12 protein-coding genes and 1 tRNA gene are annotated in these 13651 nt (G+C 69.7%); 3 read left to right on the top strand and 10 right to left on the bottom strand.

Going from position 1 to position 13651, the window contains the following annotated elements; translation table 11 throughout:
• Positions 1 to 69: 69 nt before the first annotated feature.
• Positions 70 to 2802, top strand: coding sequence for a phosphoenolpyruvate carboxylase (ppc, locus tag FDO69_RS14405; RefSeq protein ID WP_104780188.1), 2733 nt, complete (start codon positions 70 to 72; stop codon positions 2800 to 2802).
• A 64-nt stretch (positions 2803 to 2866) separates the two neighbouring features.
• On the opposite strand, the gene FDO69_RS14410 is transcribed toward ppc, so the two are convergent.
• The 8 genes from FDO69_RS14410 to FDO69_RS14445 all read right to left on the bottom strand — a co-directional run bounded on the left by FDO69_RS14410 (position 2867) and on the right by FDO69_RS14445 (position 9371).
• A complete protein-coding gene (locus tag FDO69_RS14410) occupies positions 2867 to 3583 on the bottom strand; it encodes an LPXTG cell wall anchor domain-containing protein (RefSeq protein ID WP_104780189.1) in 717 nt (238 codons plus the stop codon).
• 135 nt (positions 3584 to 3718) lie between these two features.
• Positions 3719 to 4222 (bottom strand): hypothetical protein, encoded by a 504-nt coding sequence (locus FDO69_RS14415; RefSeq protein WP_104780190.1) that lies wholly within the window; start codon positions 4220 to 4222, stop codon positions 3719 to 3721.
• Positions 4223 to 4264: 42 nt separating this feature from the next.
• The gene (pth, locus tag FDO69_RS14420; RefSeq protein WP_104780191.1) at positions 4265 to 4867 is read right to left on the bottom strand and encodes an aminoacyl-tRNA hydrolase; all 603 of its coding nucleotides are present in this window, start codon (positions 4865 to 4867) and stop codon (positions 4265 to 4267) included.
• Between the two features lie 69 nt (positions 4868 to 4936).
• A complete protein-coding gene (locus tag FDO69_RS14425) occupies positions 4937 to 5533 on the bottom strand; it encodes a 50S ribosomal protein L25/general stress protein Ctc (RefSeq protein ID WP_104780192.1) in 597 nt (198 codons plus the stop codon).
• Between the two features lie 191 nt (positions 5534 to 5724).
• Positions 5725 to 6705 (bottom strand): ribose-phosphate diphosphokinase, encoded by a 981-nt coding sequence (locus tag FDO69_RS14430; RefSeq protein ID WP_030844871.1) that lies wholly within the window; start codon positions 6703 to 6705, stop codon positions 5725 to 5727.
• 135 nt (positions 6706 to 6840) lie between these two features.
• Positions 6841 to 8289, bottom strand: coding sequence for a bifunctional UDP-N-acetylglucosamine diphosphorylase/glucosamine-1-phosphate N-acetyltransferase GlmU (glmU, locus tag FDO69_RS14435; protein WP_104780193.1), 1449 nt, complete (start codon positions 8287 to 8289; stop codon positions 6841 to 6843).
• 131 nt (positions 8290 to 8420) lie between these two features.
• Positions 8421 to 8496 (bottom strand) — tRNA-Gln (locus tag FDO69_RS14440).
• A 14-nt stretch (positions 8497 to 8510) separates the two neighbouring features.
• The gene (locus FDO69_RS14445) at positions 8511 to 9371 is read right to left on the bottom strand and encodes a terminase gpP N-terminus-related DNA-binding protein (RefSeq protein ID WP_104780194.1); all 861 of its coding nucleotides are present in this window, start codon (positions 9369 to 9371) and stop codon (positions 8511 to 8513) included.
• Positions 9372 to 9539: 168 nt separating this feature from the next.
• Between FDO69_RS14445 and FDO69_RS14450 the strand changes: the two genes are divergently transcribed.
• A complete protein-coding gene (locus FDO69_RS14450) occupies positions 9540 to 10877 on the top strand; it encodes a sensor histidine kinase (RefSeq protein ID WP_104780195.1) in 1338 nt (445 codons plus the stop codon).
• A gap of 152 nt (positions 10878 to 11029) precedes the next feature.
• On the opposite strand, the gene FDO69_RS14455 is transcribed toward FDO69_RS14450, so the two are convergent.
• The gene (locus tag FDO69_RS14455) at positions 11030 to 11524 is read right to left on the bottom strand and encodes an SUKH-3 domain-containing protein (RefSeq protein WP_104780196.1); all 495 of its coding nucleotides are present in this window, start codon (positions 11522 to 11524) and stop codon (positions 11030 to 11032) included.
• Between the two features lie 93 nt (positions 11525 to 11617).
• Positions 11618 to 12265, bottom strand: a complete 648-nt coding sequence (locus FDO69_RS14460) for a YwqJ-related putative deaminase (protein ID WP_170320879.1) — start codon at positions 12263 to 12265, stop codon at positions 11618 to 11620.
• A gap of 377 nt (positions 12266 to 12642) precedes the next feature.
• On the opposite strand from FDO69_RS14460, the gene FDO69_RS14465 reads away from it, so the two are divergent.
• Positions 12643 to 13647 carry an SMI1/KNR4 family protein gene (locus tag FDO69_RS14465; RefSeq protein ID WP_104780197.1) on the top strand — a complete coding sequence of 335 codons (1005 nt, stop codon included), beginning with the start codon at positions 12643 to 12645 and terminating at the stop codon, positions 13645 to 13647.
• The last annotated feature ends 4 nt before the right edge of the window (positions 13648 to 13651 follow it).

A 13651-nucleotide genomic window follows, 5' to 3' on the forward strand; every position in this document is an offset into this window, starting at 1 on the left:
CCCCGCCGCGCGAGACGCCGTCCGGGTTCCCCTCCCAGACGAGCTTCAACACTGCAAGGAGCCGCACCTGTGAGCAGTGCCGACGACCAGACCACGACGACGAGCAGCGAGCTGCGAGCCGACATCCGCCGGCTGGGCGACCTCCTCGGCGAGACCCTCGTCCGCCAAGAGGGCCCCGAGCTGCTGGAACTCGTCGAAAAGGTCCGCCGCCTCACCCGCGAGGACGGCGAGGCCGCCGCCGAGCTGCTGCGCGGCACCGAACTCGACACCGCGGCCAAGCTGGTCCGCGCCTTCTCCACCTACTTCCACCTGGCCAACGTCACCGAGCAGGTCCACCGCGGCCGCGAGCTGCGCGCCCGCCGCGCCGCCGAAGGCGGACTCCTCGCCCGTACGGCCGACCGGCTCAAGGACGCCGACCCCGAGCACCTGCGCGAGACGGTCGGCAACCTCAACGTCCGCCCCGTCTTCACGGCCCACCCCACCGAGGCCGCACGCCGCTCGGTCCTCAACAAGCTCCGCCGCATCGCCGCGCTCCTGGAAACCCCGGTCATCGAGTCCGACCGGCGCCGCCTGGACACCCGCCTCGCCGAGAACATCGACCTCGTCTGGCAGACCGACGAACTGCGCGTGGTGCGCCCCGAGCCCGCCGACGAGGCCCGCAACGCCATCTACTACCTCGACGAGCTGCACGTGGGCGCCGTCGGCGACGTCCTGGAGGACCTCACCGCCGAACTGGAGCGCGCCGGGGTCAAGCTCCCCGACGACACCCGCCCCCTCACCTTCGGCACCTGGATCGGCGGCGACCGCGACGGCAACCCCAACGTCACCCCCCAGGTCACCTGGGACGTCCTGATCCTCCAGCACGAGCACGGCATCAACGACGCCCTGGACACCATCGACGAACTCCGCGGCTTCCTCTCCAACTCCATCCGCTACGCCGGCGCCACCGAGGAACTGCTGACCTCCCTCCAGACCGACCTGGAAAACCTCCCCGAGATCAGCCCCCGCTACAAGCGCCTCAACGCCGAAGAGCCCTACCGGCTCAAGGCCACCTGCATCCGGCAGAAGCTGGAGAACACCAAGAAGCGCCTCGCCAAGGGCACCCCCCACGTGGCCGGCCGCGACTACCTCGGCACCGGCGAACTCCTCGACGACCTGCGCATCATCCAGCGCTCCCTGCGCGAGCACCGTGGCGGACTCTTCGCCGACGGCCGCCTCGCCCGCACCATCCGCACCCTCGCCGCCTTCGGCCTCCAGCTCGCCACCATGGACGTCCGCGAACACGCCGACGCCCACCACCACGCCCTCGGCCAGCTCTTCGACCGGCTCGGCGAGGAATCCTGGCGCTACGCCGACATGCCCCGCGACTACCGCGCCAAGCTCCTCGCCAAGGAACTCAGGTCCCGCAGGCCGCTCGCCCCCACCCCGGCCCCCGTCGACGCGCCCGGCGAGAAGACCCTCGGCGTCTTCGGCACCGTCAAGCGCGCCCTCGAAGTCTTCGGACCCGAGGTCATCGAGTCCTACATCATCTCCATGTGCCAGGGCGCCGACGACGTCTTCGCCGCCGCCGTCCTCGCCCGCGAGGCCGGACTCATCGACCTGCACGCCGGCTGGGCCAAGATCGGCATCGTGCCGCTCCTCGAAACCACCGACGAGCTCAAGGCCGCCGACACCATCCTCGAGGACATGCTCTCCGACCCGTCCTACCGGCGCCTCGTCGCGCTGCGGGGCGACGTCCAGGAGGTCATGCTCGGCTACTCCGACTCCTCCAAGTTCGGCGGCATCACCACCAGCCAGTGGGAGATCCACCGCGCCCAGCGCCGCCTGCGCGACGTAGCCCACCGCTACGGCGTACGCCTGCGCCTCTTCCACGGCCGCGGCGGCACCGTCGGCCGCGGCGGCGGCCCCACTCACGACGCCATCCTCGCCCAGCCCTGGGGCACCCTCGAAGGCGAGATCAAGGTCACCGAGCAGGGCGAGGTCATCTCCGACAAGTACCTCATCCCGTCCCTGGCCCGCGAGAACCTCGAACTCACCGTCGCCGCCACCCTCCAGGCCTCCGCCCTGCACACCGCACCCCGCCAGTCCGATGAGGCCCTCGCCCGCTGGGACGCCGCGATGGACGTCGTCTCCGACGCCGCCCACGCCGCCTACCGCCGCCTCGTCGAGGACCCCGACCTGCCGACGTACTTCCTCGCGTCGACGCCGGTGGACCAGCTCGCCGACCTGCACCTGGGCTCCCGGCCCTCCCGCCGCCCCGGCTCCGGCGTCTCACTCGACGGCCTGCGCGCCATCCCCTGGGTGTTCGGCTGGACCCAGTCCCGGCAGATCGTCCCCGGCTGGTTCGGCGTCGGCTCCGGCCTCAAGGCCCTGCGCGAAGCCGGCCTCGACACCGTCCTCGACGAGATGCACCAGGAGTGGCACTTCTTCCGCAACTTCATCTCCAACGTCGAGATGACCCTCGCCAAGACCGACCTGCGGATCGCCCAGCACTACGTCGACACCCTCGTCCCCGACGAGCTCAAGCACGTCTTCGACACCATCAAGGCCGAGCACGAACTCACCGTCCGTGAAATCCTGCGCGTCACCGGCGAAGACGAACTGCTGGACGCCGCACCCGTCCTGAAGCAGACCTTCGCCATCCGCGACGCCTACCTCGACCCCATCTCCTACCTCCAGGTCGCCCTGCTCAAGCGGCAACGCGAAGCCGCCGGCGCCGCCGAGCAGCCCGACCCGCTCCTCGCCCGCGCCCTCCTCCTCACCGTCAACGGCGTGGCAGCCGGCCTGCGCAACACCGGCTGAACCACCCCCGGACACGACCGTGCCCCCGAGCCCGTACAGGCTCGGGGGCACAGTGCCTTCCGGATCAGCCGCGGCCGGCCTTCCGGCGCCGCAGCACCAGGAACCCACCAGCCGCCACCAGCGCCGCCGCCACACCGGACAGCACACCCACCGGCGCCCCGTTGCCCGTCTCGGCGAGACCACCGTCGCCACCACCCTGCGGCGACGCCGACGACGAAGGCGACGAGGACGGCGACGGCGACGCCGGCACACCCCCACCGGCCGACGCGCTCGGCGACGCCGACACACCCGGCTCACCCGACGGCGTCCCGGACGCCCCCGACGAAGGCGACGCGGACGCCGAAGCCGACGGCGTCGAACCACCCGGCCCCTGCTCGTCCCCGCAGTCCGACCAGAACACCTTGTGCTTGGCCGACCCCTTCTCACCCTCGAACTTCCAGAACAACTTGTAATGCCCGTCGGCCAGCGACAGATCCTCGGTCCGGCCCCCACCCTCGGCGTCCAGCGTCAGCACACCGGACTCCACCGTCTCCCCCTTGTTCTCACTCGGAGGGATCGCGTCGATGCGCCAGTCCACCTTCTGACCACCGTCGAAACCGAAGGCGTCCAGGTAGAAGGCGCACACATGCGGCTCGTTACGGGGCAGCTCCTCACCCGTCGAGGCATCGTGGATCTTCACCGTGCCGTTGTCGCCGGGCGGAGTGGCGTGGGCGGCCGGAGCGAGCAGGAGGACCGCGCAAGCGGCAGCGCAGACAGCGCCGAGGCGCGAGAGGGTTCGCATAACGGGGAGTCCATCTTCGAGAAGTGACCGAGAAGATGTGGAGGGGGCGGCTCAGCTTCCAGCCTCGCCCGGCAGCACGTCAATCACGAACACACAACACTCTCCCCGCCACACGGGAGACAACACCCCCACCCCTCACACGGCAACGAACGCCGCCGTCAGCAACGCCACCCCCGACAACGCCATCACCCACGCGAGCCGCGTCCGCAGCAGACCACCCGCCACCACGACCGACGCCAGCAACAACGCCCCACCGAGCGGAACCCACGCGTACACAACCCCCGCCGGACCCGAACGCACCGCGTCATCACCACCGGGCTTCACCACCACCGTGTAGGTCCGGCCCCGCTCCACCGCGACCGACTTCTCCAGCACCACCCGCGCCCGCGGCTGCGAACCCTCCGACAACGGCGTGAACCGGCCCCAGCACGTGTCCGGCCCGCACCGCGCCACCTCGACCGTGCCCTGCTCCCGGCCCTTCGTCAGCATCACGTGCTGCGCGGTGCCCCACGACGCCCACACCCCCGCGATCAGGATCAGCACCGCGACCGTGCCCATCGCCGCGAACCGCCCGAACCGCAGCACGACGGCCGAAGCCCGGGACGGAGAGGGGGCAGTGGCAGGCATGGCCGGGATCATTGGCCATGCCTGAACGGCCCGTCAACCTCGGTGGGTGACAAGTCAGGAGTTGTACGTGCTTTGCGCCCGCTCCAGCCCCTCGATCACCAGAGCCTCCACCGCATCCGCCGCCCGGTCCACGAAGTAGTCCAGCTCCTTGCGCTCCGTCGACGAGAAATCCTTCAGCACGAAATCCGCCACCTGCATCCGCCCCGGCGGCCGCCCGATCCCGAACCGCACCCGGTGATACTCCGCACCGAAGGCCTTCGTCATCGACTTCAGCCCGTTGTGGCCGTTGTCCCCGCCACCGAGCTTCAGCCGCAGCACCCCGTAGTCGATGTCCAACTCGTCATGCACCGCCACCACATGATCCACCGGCACCTTGTAGAAATCCCGCAGCGCGTTCACCGGCCCACCCGACAGGTTCATGTAGGACATCGGCTTCGCCAGAACCACCCGCCGGTTCAACGGCCCCGGCGGCCCGATCCGGCCCTCGATCACCTGTGCCTGAGCCTTGCCGGCTCGCTTGAACCTTCCCCCGATCCGATCCGCCAGCAGATCGGCCACCATGAAACCCACGTTGTGCCGGTTCCCGGCGTACTCCGGCCCCGGGTTGCCCAGCCCCACGATCAGCCAGGGAGCGGCGGCATCGGTCGTCACGTCCATGTCTCCTTCATACGCGTCGGCCGCTGCCCCGCACGGGAACAGCGGCCGACGAAACGACGACGCAGAGGATCAGGCCTCCGCGGCCTCGTCACCCTCGGTCTCTTCGCCCTCGGCGGCCTCCTCGGCCTGCGCGGCCAGGACCTGCAGGACGACGGTGTCCTCCTCGACGGCCAGCGTCGTGCCCTTCGGCAGCGGGATGTCCTTGGCGAGGATGGAGTCACCGGCCGTCAGACCCTCGACGGAGACGGTCACGGACTCCGGGATGTGCGTGGCCTCGGCCTCGACCGGCAGCGCGTTCAGCACGTGCTCCAGCAGGTTGCCGCCCGGGGCCAGCTCACCCTCGGTGTGGACGTAGATCTCGACGTTGACCTGCTCGCCGCGCTTGACCAGCTGCAGGTCCACGTGCTCCAGGAAACCCTTCAGCGGGTCACGCTGCACCGACTTCGGAATCGCCAGCTCGTTCGTCTTGCCGTCGATGTCCAGCGCGATCAGCACGTTCGGCGTACGCAGCGCCATCAGCAGGTCGTGCCCCGGCAGGGTCAGGTGCACCGGGTCCGAACCGTGCCCGTACAGGACACCCGGAACCTTGTCTTCACGACGGATACGGCGCGCGGCACCCTTGCCGAACTCGGTGCGCGTCGCGGCGGAGATCTTCACCTCGGACATAGTCACTCCTCGAAGTCAGAAACGGACGTGGTCACCCGGCCACGAACGGCCTGCTACGAAGAGCGCGTCGATAACGGACAACCGCATCCCGTAGAAACAACGGGAACGGCCTCCCTCGCCGAGCAACTGCAGCAGTCTACTCGGCAAGGGAGGCCGCACCCAAAACGATCTACAAACGCTCCCGCAGGGGCCTACTGCTCGTCGAACAGGCTCGTCACCGAACCGTCCTCGAACACCTCACGCACGGCCCTCGCGATCGTCGGCGCGATCGACAGCACCGAGATCTTGTCCATGTCACTGCTCAGCTCACCCGGCGTCGGCAGCGTGTTCGTGAACACGAACTCACTCACCCGCGAATTCTTCAGGCGGTCGCTCGCGGGGCCCGACAGCACACCGTGCGTCGCCGTCACGATCACGTCCTCCGCACCGTGCGCGAACAGCGCGTCCGCCGCGGCACAGATCGTCCCACCGGTGTCGATCATGTCGTCCACCAGCACACACACGCGACCCTTCACCTCACCCACGACCTCGTGGACGGTGACCTGGTTCGCGACGTCCTTGTCACGCCGCTTGTGCACGATCGCCAGCGGCGCACCCAGCCGGTCGCACCAGCGGTCCGCGACCCGCACCCGGCCCGCGTCCGGCGACACGACCGTCAGCTTCTCCCGGTCCACCTTCCGGCCCACGTAGTCCGCCAGCAGCGGCAGCGCGAACAGGTGGTCCACCGGACCGTCGAAGAAGCCCTGGATCTGGTCCGTGTGCAGATCCACCGTCAGGATCCGGTCCGCACCCGCGGTCTTCATCATGTCCGCGATCAGACGCGCCGAAATCGGTTCACGTCCACGGTGCTTCTTGTCCTGCCGCGCGTAACCGTAGAACGGCACGATGACCGTGATGGATCGGGCCGACGCACGCTTCAGCGCGTCGATCATGATCAACTGCTCCATGATCCACTTGTTGATCGGAGCCGTGTGGCTCTGGATCAGGAAGCAGTCGGCACCACGCGCCGACTCCTGATAACGCACATAAATCTCACCATTGGCGAAGTCGAAGGCCTTCGTCGGGACAACCCCGACACCCAGCTGTTGGGCGACCTCCTCCGCAAGCTCGGGGTGGGCGCGGCCGGAGAAGAACATCAACTTCTTCTCGCCGGTCGTCTTGATCCCGGTCACAGCACTGTCTCCTCAGAGGTGTCGCAGCTAGGGGTCGAGAAACCTCGCAGCCGGCTTGCCGGAGGCCGTCTCAGCTGGTGGGGGTGCGGGTGTGCACTTATCACCGTACGCCGTGTTTCAGGCATAGGTTTCCGGTCAGCCCTCACCGGCCGACTCCCGGGAAGCCGCCTCCGCCGCCTTCGCGGCCGCGCTCCCCGGACGCTTACGAGCCACCCAACCCTCGATATTCCGCTGCTGACCACGGGCCACGGCCAACGAACCCGCCGGCACATCCTTCGTGATCACGGACCCCGCAGCGGTGTACGCACCGTCCCCCACCGTGACAGGCGCCACAAACATGTTGTCCGAGCCCGTCCGGCAATGCGAACCGATGGTCGTGTGGTGCTTCTCCTGACCGTCGTAGTTCACGAACACGCTCGCGGCACCGATGTTGGTCTGCTCACCGATCGTCGCGTCCCCCACGTACGACAGGTGCGGCACCTTCGTCCCGTCCCCGATCGACGCGTTCTTCGTCTCCACGTACGTCCCGATCTTGCCCTTCGCGCCCAGCCGCGTCCCCGGACGCAGATACGCGTACGGCCCCACCGTCGCCTCCGCGCCGACCTCGGCACCCGACGCCACGGTGTTGTCCACCCGCGCACCCGCACCCACCCGGGTGTCGGTCAGCCGCGAGTTGGGCCCGACCTCCGCGCCCGCGGCCAGATGCGTCGCGCCGTGCAGCTGCGTACCCGGGTGCACGACGGCGTCCTGCTCGAACGTGACCGTCACGTCGATGAAGGTCGTCGCCGGATCGATCACGGTCACACCGGCCAGCATCGCCTCGGTCAGCAAACGGTCGTTCAGGATCCGCCGCGCCTCCGACAGCTGCACACGGTTGTTGATCCCCGCGATCTCACGATGGTCACCGGCCACCGACGCCCCCACCCGGTGCCCCGCCTCTCGCAGGATCCCGAGCACATCGGTCAGGTACTCCTCGCCCTGGCTGTTGTCCGTCCGCACCTTCTTCAGCGCGTCCGCCAGCAGCTGCCCGTCGAACGCGAACACCCCCGAATTGATCTCACGGATCGACCGCTGCGCGTCGGAGGCGTCCTTGTGCTCGACGATGGCCGTCACGGCCCCGGTGGCGTCGTCCCGCACGATCCGCCCGTACCCCGTCGCGTCCGGCACCTCGGCGGTCAGCACGGTGACCGCGTTGCCGTCGGCGGAGTGCGTCTCGGCGAGGGCCCGCAGGGTGGCGCCGGTCAGCAGGGGAGTGTCCCCGCACACGACGACGACCGTCCCGCCGACGGACCCGCCCAGCTCCTCCAGACCCATCCGCACGGCGTGCCCGGTGCCGTTCTGCTCGGCCTGCACGGCGGTACGCACGTCAGGGGCGATCTCACCGAGATGCGCGGTGACCTTCTCACGGGCGTGGCCGACCACGACGACCAGATGCTCGGGCTGCAGCTCGCCGGCGGAGGCGAGGACATGACCCACGAGACTGCGACCGCAGAGCTCGTGCAGGACCTTGGGTGTGGCCGACTTCATACGGGTGCCCTCACCCGCTGCGAGAACGACGACGGCTGCCGGGCGGTTGGCGCTCACGGGATGCCCTTCGGCTGTGGATGGGGTGGGGTGACATCCGCAGGATACCGGGGGGTTTTGTGGGGGGCATGGGTGCGGGTCCCGACCCAGAGATTGTGGGGCAGGACCCGAACTGAGGCCTTCGGCGCCGGTGGCTCCCCCGCAAGGATTCGAACCTTGTCCTGCTGGTACCAAAAACCAGTGTGCTGCCAGTTACACCACGGGGGACAGCGCCTCAGACCTTACCGGAGACGTGCTTCGGCATGGGTCACGATGCCGCCCCACCAGCCCTCGATGCGGTTGTACAACTCGGCACTTCGGGTCACGGTGACGGCCAGGCAGCCGTGGTAATCATCGCCGGTGTTCTTCCGGACGGTCTTGGGGTTGTGCTTCTTGAGCGTCGGCTTGGCGAAGACCGAGGTGTCGACGTCGGCAACCTTCGCCCAGAATCGGTGAGCAGCGTCCACATCCGCTGATTCATGGATGAGTACCCGGAACCGCAGGCGCTCCCGGTCCACCCCGAGCAGGTCGAGCCAGGCGAGGTAGACCTGGATCACTCCAGGGTCACTGTTGACGAACACGGCCCGCTCGCGCCGGTCGTACGGCTTGCTCTTGGCGCCTTCGGCCCAGTACAGGGCGACGCCTGTGAGGAACAGCTCTCGATCCGTGAGTTGCCCGGCTTCCTGCGAGGCGGCCTCCTTGACGCGCTCGCGCTCTTCGTCCTGAGTGGCGCGGAGACGGGCGAGGCCCGCTTGCATGAGGGCCAACTGCTCCTCCGGCGTGTACCGGGGTTCAGGCTTCGGCAGATCCCGCACCCATAGGGACACCGAACTCCTCGAGCACCCCAGCTCCGCCTCGATCTGGTCGTACGTCCAGCCCTGGAGGCGGAGCTCCCTCGCCTTCTCCCTCATGTCGTCCTTTGCGTTCGGGCGCTTCGTCCAGGCCGGGGGCGGTTCTCCCTTTACCAGTTGGTTGAGGATGTCGTTGTTGTAGATCTTCAGCTCGTCTCGGATCTGGCGAAGGCTGAGTCCCTGGCGGCGGAGTGCCACCGCCTTCTCCCGCAACCCCTCGAAGTCGGCGTATTTGCCGGGTGCATGTGTCATACGCATACCGTCCGGGCGGAATGGAGGCCTCCGGGGTCGAACGGTGTGCGATTCAGCAGTTCGAGGGATATCGGGTGGTATCGCGGCCGAACGGTCACGGAGTGTGGTGTAGGCCAGTCCGGGAAATGGGACGGAAAACCGGCGGGGGCCGCCCGTAGGCTGGGAGGCATGACCGCGACGGGGGAAGACCATGTGACGGCCCGGGGAGGGCCGTGGTGGTGGGCCAGGCGGCGTAGCGCCGTGTTCGATGCGAGCCTGGCCGTGGTGTCCGCGCTGGAGTGCGCGTTGGAGGGGATCCCGTTCGCGCGGGACGCGGGGATCCCGGTGGCGGCGGGGGTCGTCTTCGGGCTGTTGGCCGGTTCCGTGCTGCTCGTGCGGCGGCGGTGGCCGGTCGCCGTGGTGCTGGTGTCCATCGCCATCACGCCGGCCGAGATGGGCTTCCTGATGGGGGTCGTCGGCCTCTACACGCTGGCCGCGGCGGAGCTGCCCCGGCGGATCATCGGCTCGCTGGCGGGGATGTCGCTGGTGGGGACGCTGATCGTGACGTTCGTGAAGACGCGGCAGGACATGTCGCGGGGGGACCTGGACATAGGGGACTGGTTCGTTCCCTTCGCGGCGATCACGATGTCGCTGGGCTTCACGGCGCCGCCGGTGCTGCTGGGCCTGTATGTGGGGGCGCGGCGGCGGCTGATGGAGAGCCTGCGGGAGCGGGCGGACAGTCTGGAGCGGGAGCTTCAGTTGCTGGCGGAGCGGGCTGAGGAGCGGGCCGAGTGGGCCCGGAACGAGGAGCGGACGCGGATCGCGCGGGAGATGCACGATGTGGTCGCGCATCGGGTGAGCCTGATGGTGGTGCATGCCGCGGCGCTCCAGGCGGTGGCCCGGAAGGATCCGGAGAAGGCCGTCAGGAACGCCGCGTTGGTGGGGGACATGGGGCGGCAGGCGCTGACGGAGCTGCGGGAGATGCTCGGGGTGCTGCGCAGTGGTGGGGACGGGCCACCGCGTGGCCTGTCGGCACCGGCATCGGCATCGACATCGTCGCCGACGGCGGCGGCGGTGCCGTTGGCGGCGGTGGGGGTGGCCGCGGCTGCTGCGGCTTCGCGGGCGGCGGACGACGACGGTCCGTCTCTGGCGGAGATCGAGGACTTGGTGGGGCAGTCGGCTGCCGCGGGGATGGTGGTGGCGTTGTCGGTGGAGGGGGATGTGCGGTCGTATGCGCCGCTGGTGGAGCAGACGGCGTATCGGGTGGTGCAGGAGGCGTTGACGAACGTCCACAAGCACGCGGCCGGGGCGAAGACGTATGTGCGGTTGGCCCATCGGGTGTCGGAGATCGCGATGCAGGTGGAGAACGAGCCTGCTGAGGAGGCGGCGTCGTCGGCCGGGTTGCCGTCCGGGGGGAACGGGCTGGTGGGGATGAGGGAGCGGGTCTCGGCGCTGGGCGGGGTGTTCGTGTCCGGGCCGACGGATGCGGGGGGTTTTCGGGTGTCGGCGGTTATTCCGGCGTCGTAGCCCGCTGCGGTGCGTGGCGTGCTGCGGTCTGTGGCCTGCTGCGGTGCGTGGCGTGCTGCGGTCTGTGGCCTGCTGCGGTGCGTGGCGTGTTGCGGCATTGGCCCGCTGATGTGCGTGGCGTGTTGCGGTGCGTGGCCCGCCGGGGCTCGTGGTCAGCCTGTGGTGAGGCGTGGGGGTGCGGTGCCGGCGATGAGGGCGGCGAGGGCCTGGTCGATGTCGGGGCCGAGGTACCAGTCGCCGGTGTGGTCGAGGGTGTAGACGCGGCCGTCGGTGTCGATGGCGAGGAGGGCTTGGCTGTCGGTTTCGGCGCCGAGGGGGCAGACGTCGGTGCCGAGGGCGCGGCCGAGGTCGCCGAGGGTGCGGGCCATGTGGAGGCCGTGGAGTGGGTCGAGGTGGAGGTGGGCGGGGGCGACCTGGCGGCCGGGGCCGGTGGGGGTGATGTGGAGTCCGCCGAATTCGGCCCAGGCTTCGACGGCGGCGGGGAAGACGGTGTGGCGGTGGCCCGCGGGGGAGGCGTGGTCGCGCAGGGCGTCGGCCCAGATCTCGGCTTGTTTGATGTCCCAGCGCCCGGGTTGCCAGCCGGCGGCGCGCAGGGCGGCGTCGACGGGTACGGCGAAGCGGGTGGTGGAGGTGCGGTCGGTGTGCATCTGCCCTTCGTCTCGTCGAGGTCATGGGGTGGCGGCGGGTGTGCGCGGGCGCGCGCCGAGTGTGGTGGCTGTGCGGTGTGGGGGTGGGGGGCGTCAGTTGTTCTGGGACGCCGGGTCGACTATGCGGACGCCGAAGTGGGCGCTGAGCGCGGTGCAGGCGCGGCAGGGGGTGGCGAAGCTGCCGTGGAGGGGGTCGCCGTCCTCGCGGATGCGTCGGGCGGTGAGTTTGGCCTGCTTGAGGGCTTTGCGTGCCTCGCCGTTGGTCATGGGTTTGCGTGCGGCGCGTTTGCTGCGGGCGGCGTCGGCGGCGGCGATGTGGCGGGAGATGAGGATGGTTTCGGCGCAGCGGCCGGTGTAGCGGTCGCGTTGGGCGCTGGGGAGGGTGTCGAGGAAGTCCTGGACGAGGGGGTGCAGGGCGGGGGGTGTGTCGGCGCGGGCGGCGGTGCCGGTGAGGGTGGCGCCGCGGACGGAGAGTGCGGCGGCGACGGTGGGGAGGATGCCGTCGCGGCGGTGCCGGAGGGCGGGGGCGTGGGCGGTTTCGGTGGTGCTCCAGCCGATGCGGGGGTCGCCTCCTCTCGGGTCGCCGTTCCGGGGGTCGCCGTTTCTCGGGTCGCCGTGTCGTGGGTCGGCGTTTCGCGGGTCGCCGGCCAGGGGGCCGGTGTCGCGGCTGCCGCCTCGGGGGTCGCCGTTTCGTGGGTCGGCGGACCTGCCGGTGTGTGGTCCCGTCTGCGTCGCGTTCATGATCGTCTTCCCCTCCGTGCATCCCCCGGGGGTCACAGACTGCCAAATGCCGTGGCTGGTGCGGAAGCTGGGGCGCGGCGACACGCCCGTAGCGGGTTGTGCCGTCACGGTGGGGTGACGGCTGGTCACGGAAGCGGAAGGGGGTGCCGACCGGTGCCGGTGACCGGTGTCGTCGTACCGCATAGGCTGTCGGCACCGTGGGCGATGCGGTGATCCGTTCGGGGCTCGATGCAGTGATCCGGAGGGTGATCCGTGAGGTCGGCGCGTGCGGTGAAGTGCAGAGAAGTCGAAACAGCAGACGTGACAGTCGATACGGGTCGTAGTGCACCGAGGGTGGTCAATACGGGTCGTACAGAGTGCCGCAGGGGGCAACCGCCATGACGACAGGTCGGCTCGGGCAGCAAGCCGCGCCGCCGAACGCGGCCTACGCCGGGCAGGTCGTGCACTTCCCGGATCCGGTCCGGGCGGCCCGTCACCCGAGAGGGGTACGGGTCGACGAGCACGGTTACCCCGACTTCTCGGCTTACGCGCGGGCGGCCGCGGAGATCGCGGAGCCGCCGGAGGGTTTCGGCGTCGACGAGTTGCGGCTGACGGACTACGTGTCGGCGAACACGGCGTTGTCGGCGTCGGGGCACGAGCTGTGGGACACGGTGCCGGCGGTGGCGACGCCGCACGGCTGGACGTGGCACCACGTGGTGGGCACGCGGCGGCTGGAGCTGGTCCCGGTCGAGGTGAAGGCGCTGCTGCGGCATCACGGGGGTGTGGCGACGTCGGGTGTCGACCATGCCAAGCGGGGCACGCGGCCGTTGCAGGAGACGCGTCCGGCGCACTTCGGGCTGCCGAAGTCGGGTGTGGCGGTGACGGAGTCGCAGGTGCAGGGCGTCGAGGAGGACCTCGGCTACCGGTTGCCGGGTGCGTACCGGTCGTTCCTGAAGGCGGCGGGTGGCTGCGCGCCGGCGGGTGCCGCGCTGGACGCGGAGCTGGGGCTGCTGGTGGACCAGCCGTTCTTCACGGTGCGCGACGAGGCGGCGGTCAATGACCTCGTGTACGTCAACAAGTGTCTGCGTGACCATCTGACCAAGGACTTCCTGGGGATCGCGTTCGTCCAGGGCGGGCTGCTGGCCGTGAAGGTGAAGGGCGAGCGGATCGGTTCGGTGTGGTTCTGCGCGTACGACGACGTGCGGGACGTGGATCCCTCGGTGCCGCCGGCGGAGCGGGTGGAGCGGTTGTTGCTGCCGTGCGGGGACGACTTCGACGTCTTCCTGTCGCGGCTGGCGGGCAATCCGCCGGAGTTGGAGACGGTGGCGAACCTGATGGTGGACGGCGGGTTCGCGCGTGTGGTGCCGGTGGGCGCGGTGTCGTCCTCGGCTGTGGGGGAGTGAGGTC

The organism is Streptomyces tibetensis (genome assembly GCF_007655005.1).
Classification (GTDB): domain Bacteria; phylum Actinomycetota; class Actinomycetes; order Streptomycetales; family Streptomycetaceae; genus Streptomyces; species Streptomyces tibetensis.

Coding starts and splice junctions, on each gene's coding strand:
- FDO69_RS14410 (WP_104780189.1), bottom strand. CDS start 3,583: ATGCGAACCCTCTCGCGCCTCGGCGCTGTCTGCGCTGCCGCTTGCGCG.
- FDO69_RS14415 (WP_104780190.1), bottom strand. CDS start 4,222: ATGATCCCGGCCATGCCTGCCACTGCCCCCTCTCCGTCCCGGGCTTCG.
- pth (WP_104780191.1), bottom strand. CDS start 4,867: ATGGACGTGACGACCGATGCCGCCGCTCCCTGGCTGATCGTGGGGCTG.
- FDO69_RS14425 (WP_104780192.1), bottom strand. CDS start 5,533: ATGTCCGAGGTGAAGATCTCCGCCGCGACGCGCACCGAGTTCGGCAAG.
- FDO69_RS14445 (WP_104780194.1), bottom strand. CDS start 9,371: ATGACACATGCACCCGGCAAATACGCCGACTTCGAGGGGTTGCGGGAG.
- FDO69_RS14450 (WP_104780195.1), top strand. CDS start 9,540: ATGACCGCGACGGGGGAAGACCATGTGACGGCCCGGGGAGGGCCGTGG.
- FDO69_RS14455 (WP_104780196.1), bottom strand. CDS start 11,524: ATGCACACCGACCGCACCTCCACCACCCGCTTCGCCGTACCCGTCGAC.
- FDO69_RS14460 (WP_170320879.1), bottom strand. CDS start 12,265: ATGAACGCGACGCAGACGGGACCACACACCGGCAGGTCCGCCGACCCA.
- FDO69_RS14465 (WP_104780197.1), top strand. CDS start 12,643: ATGACGACAGGTCGGCTCGGGCAGCAAGCCGCGCCGCCGAACGCGGCC.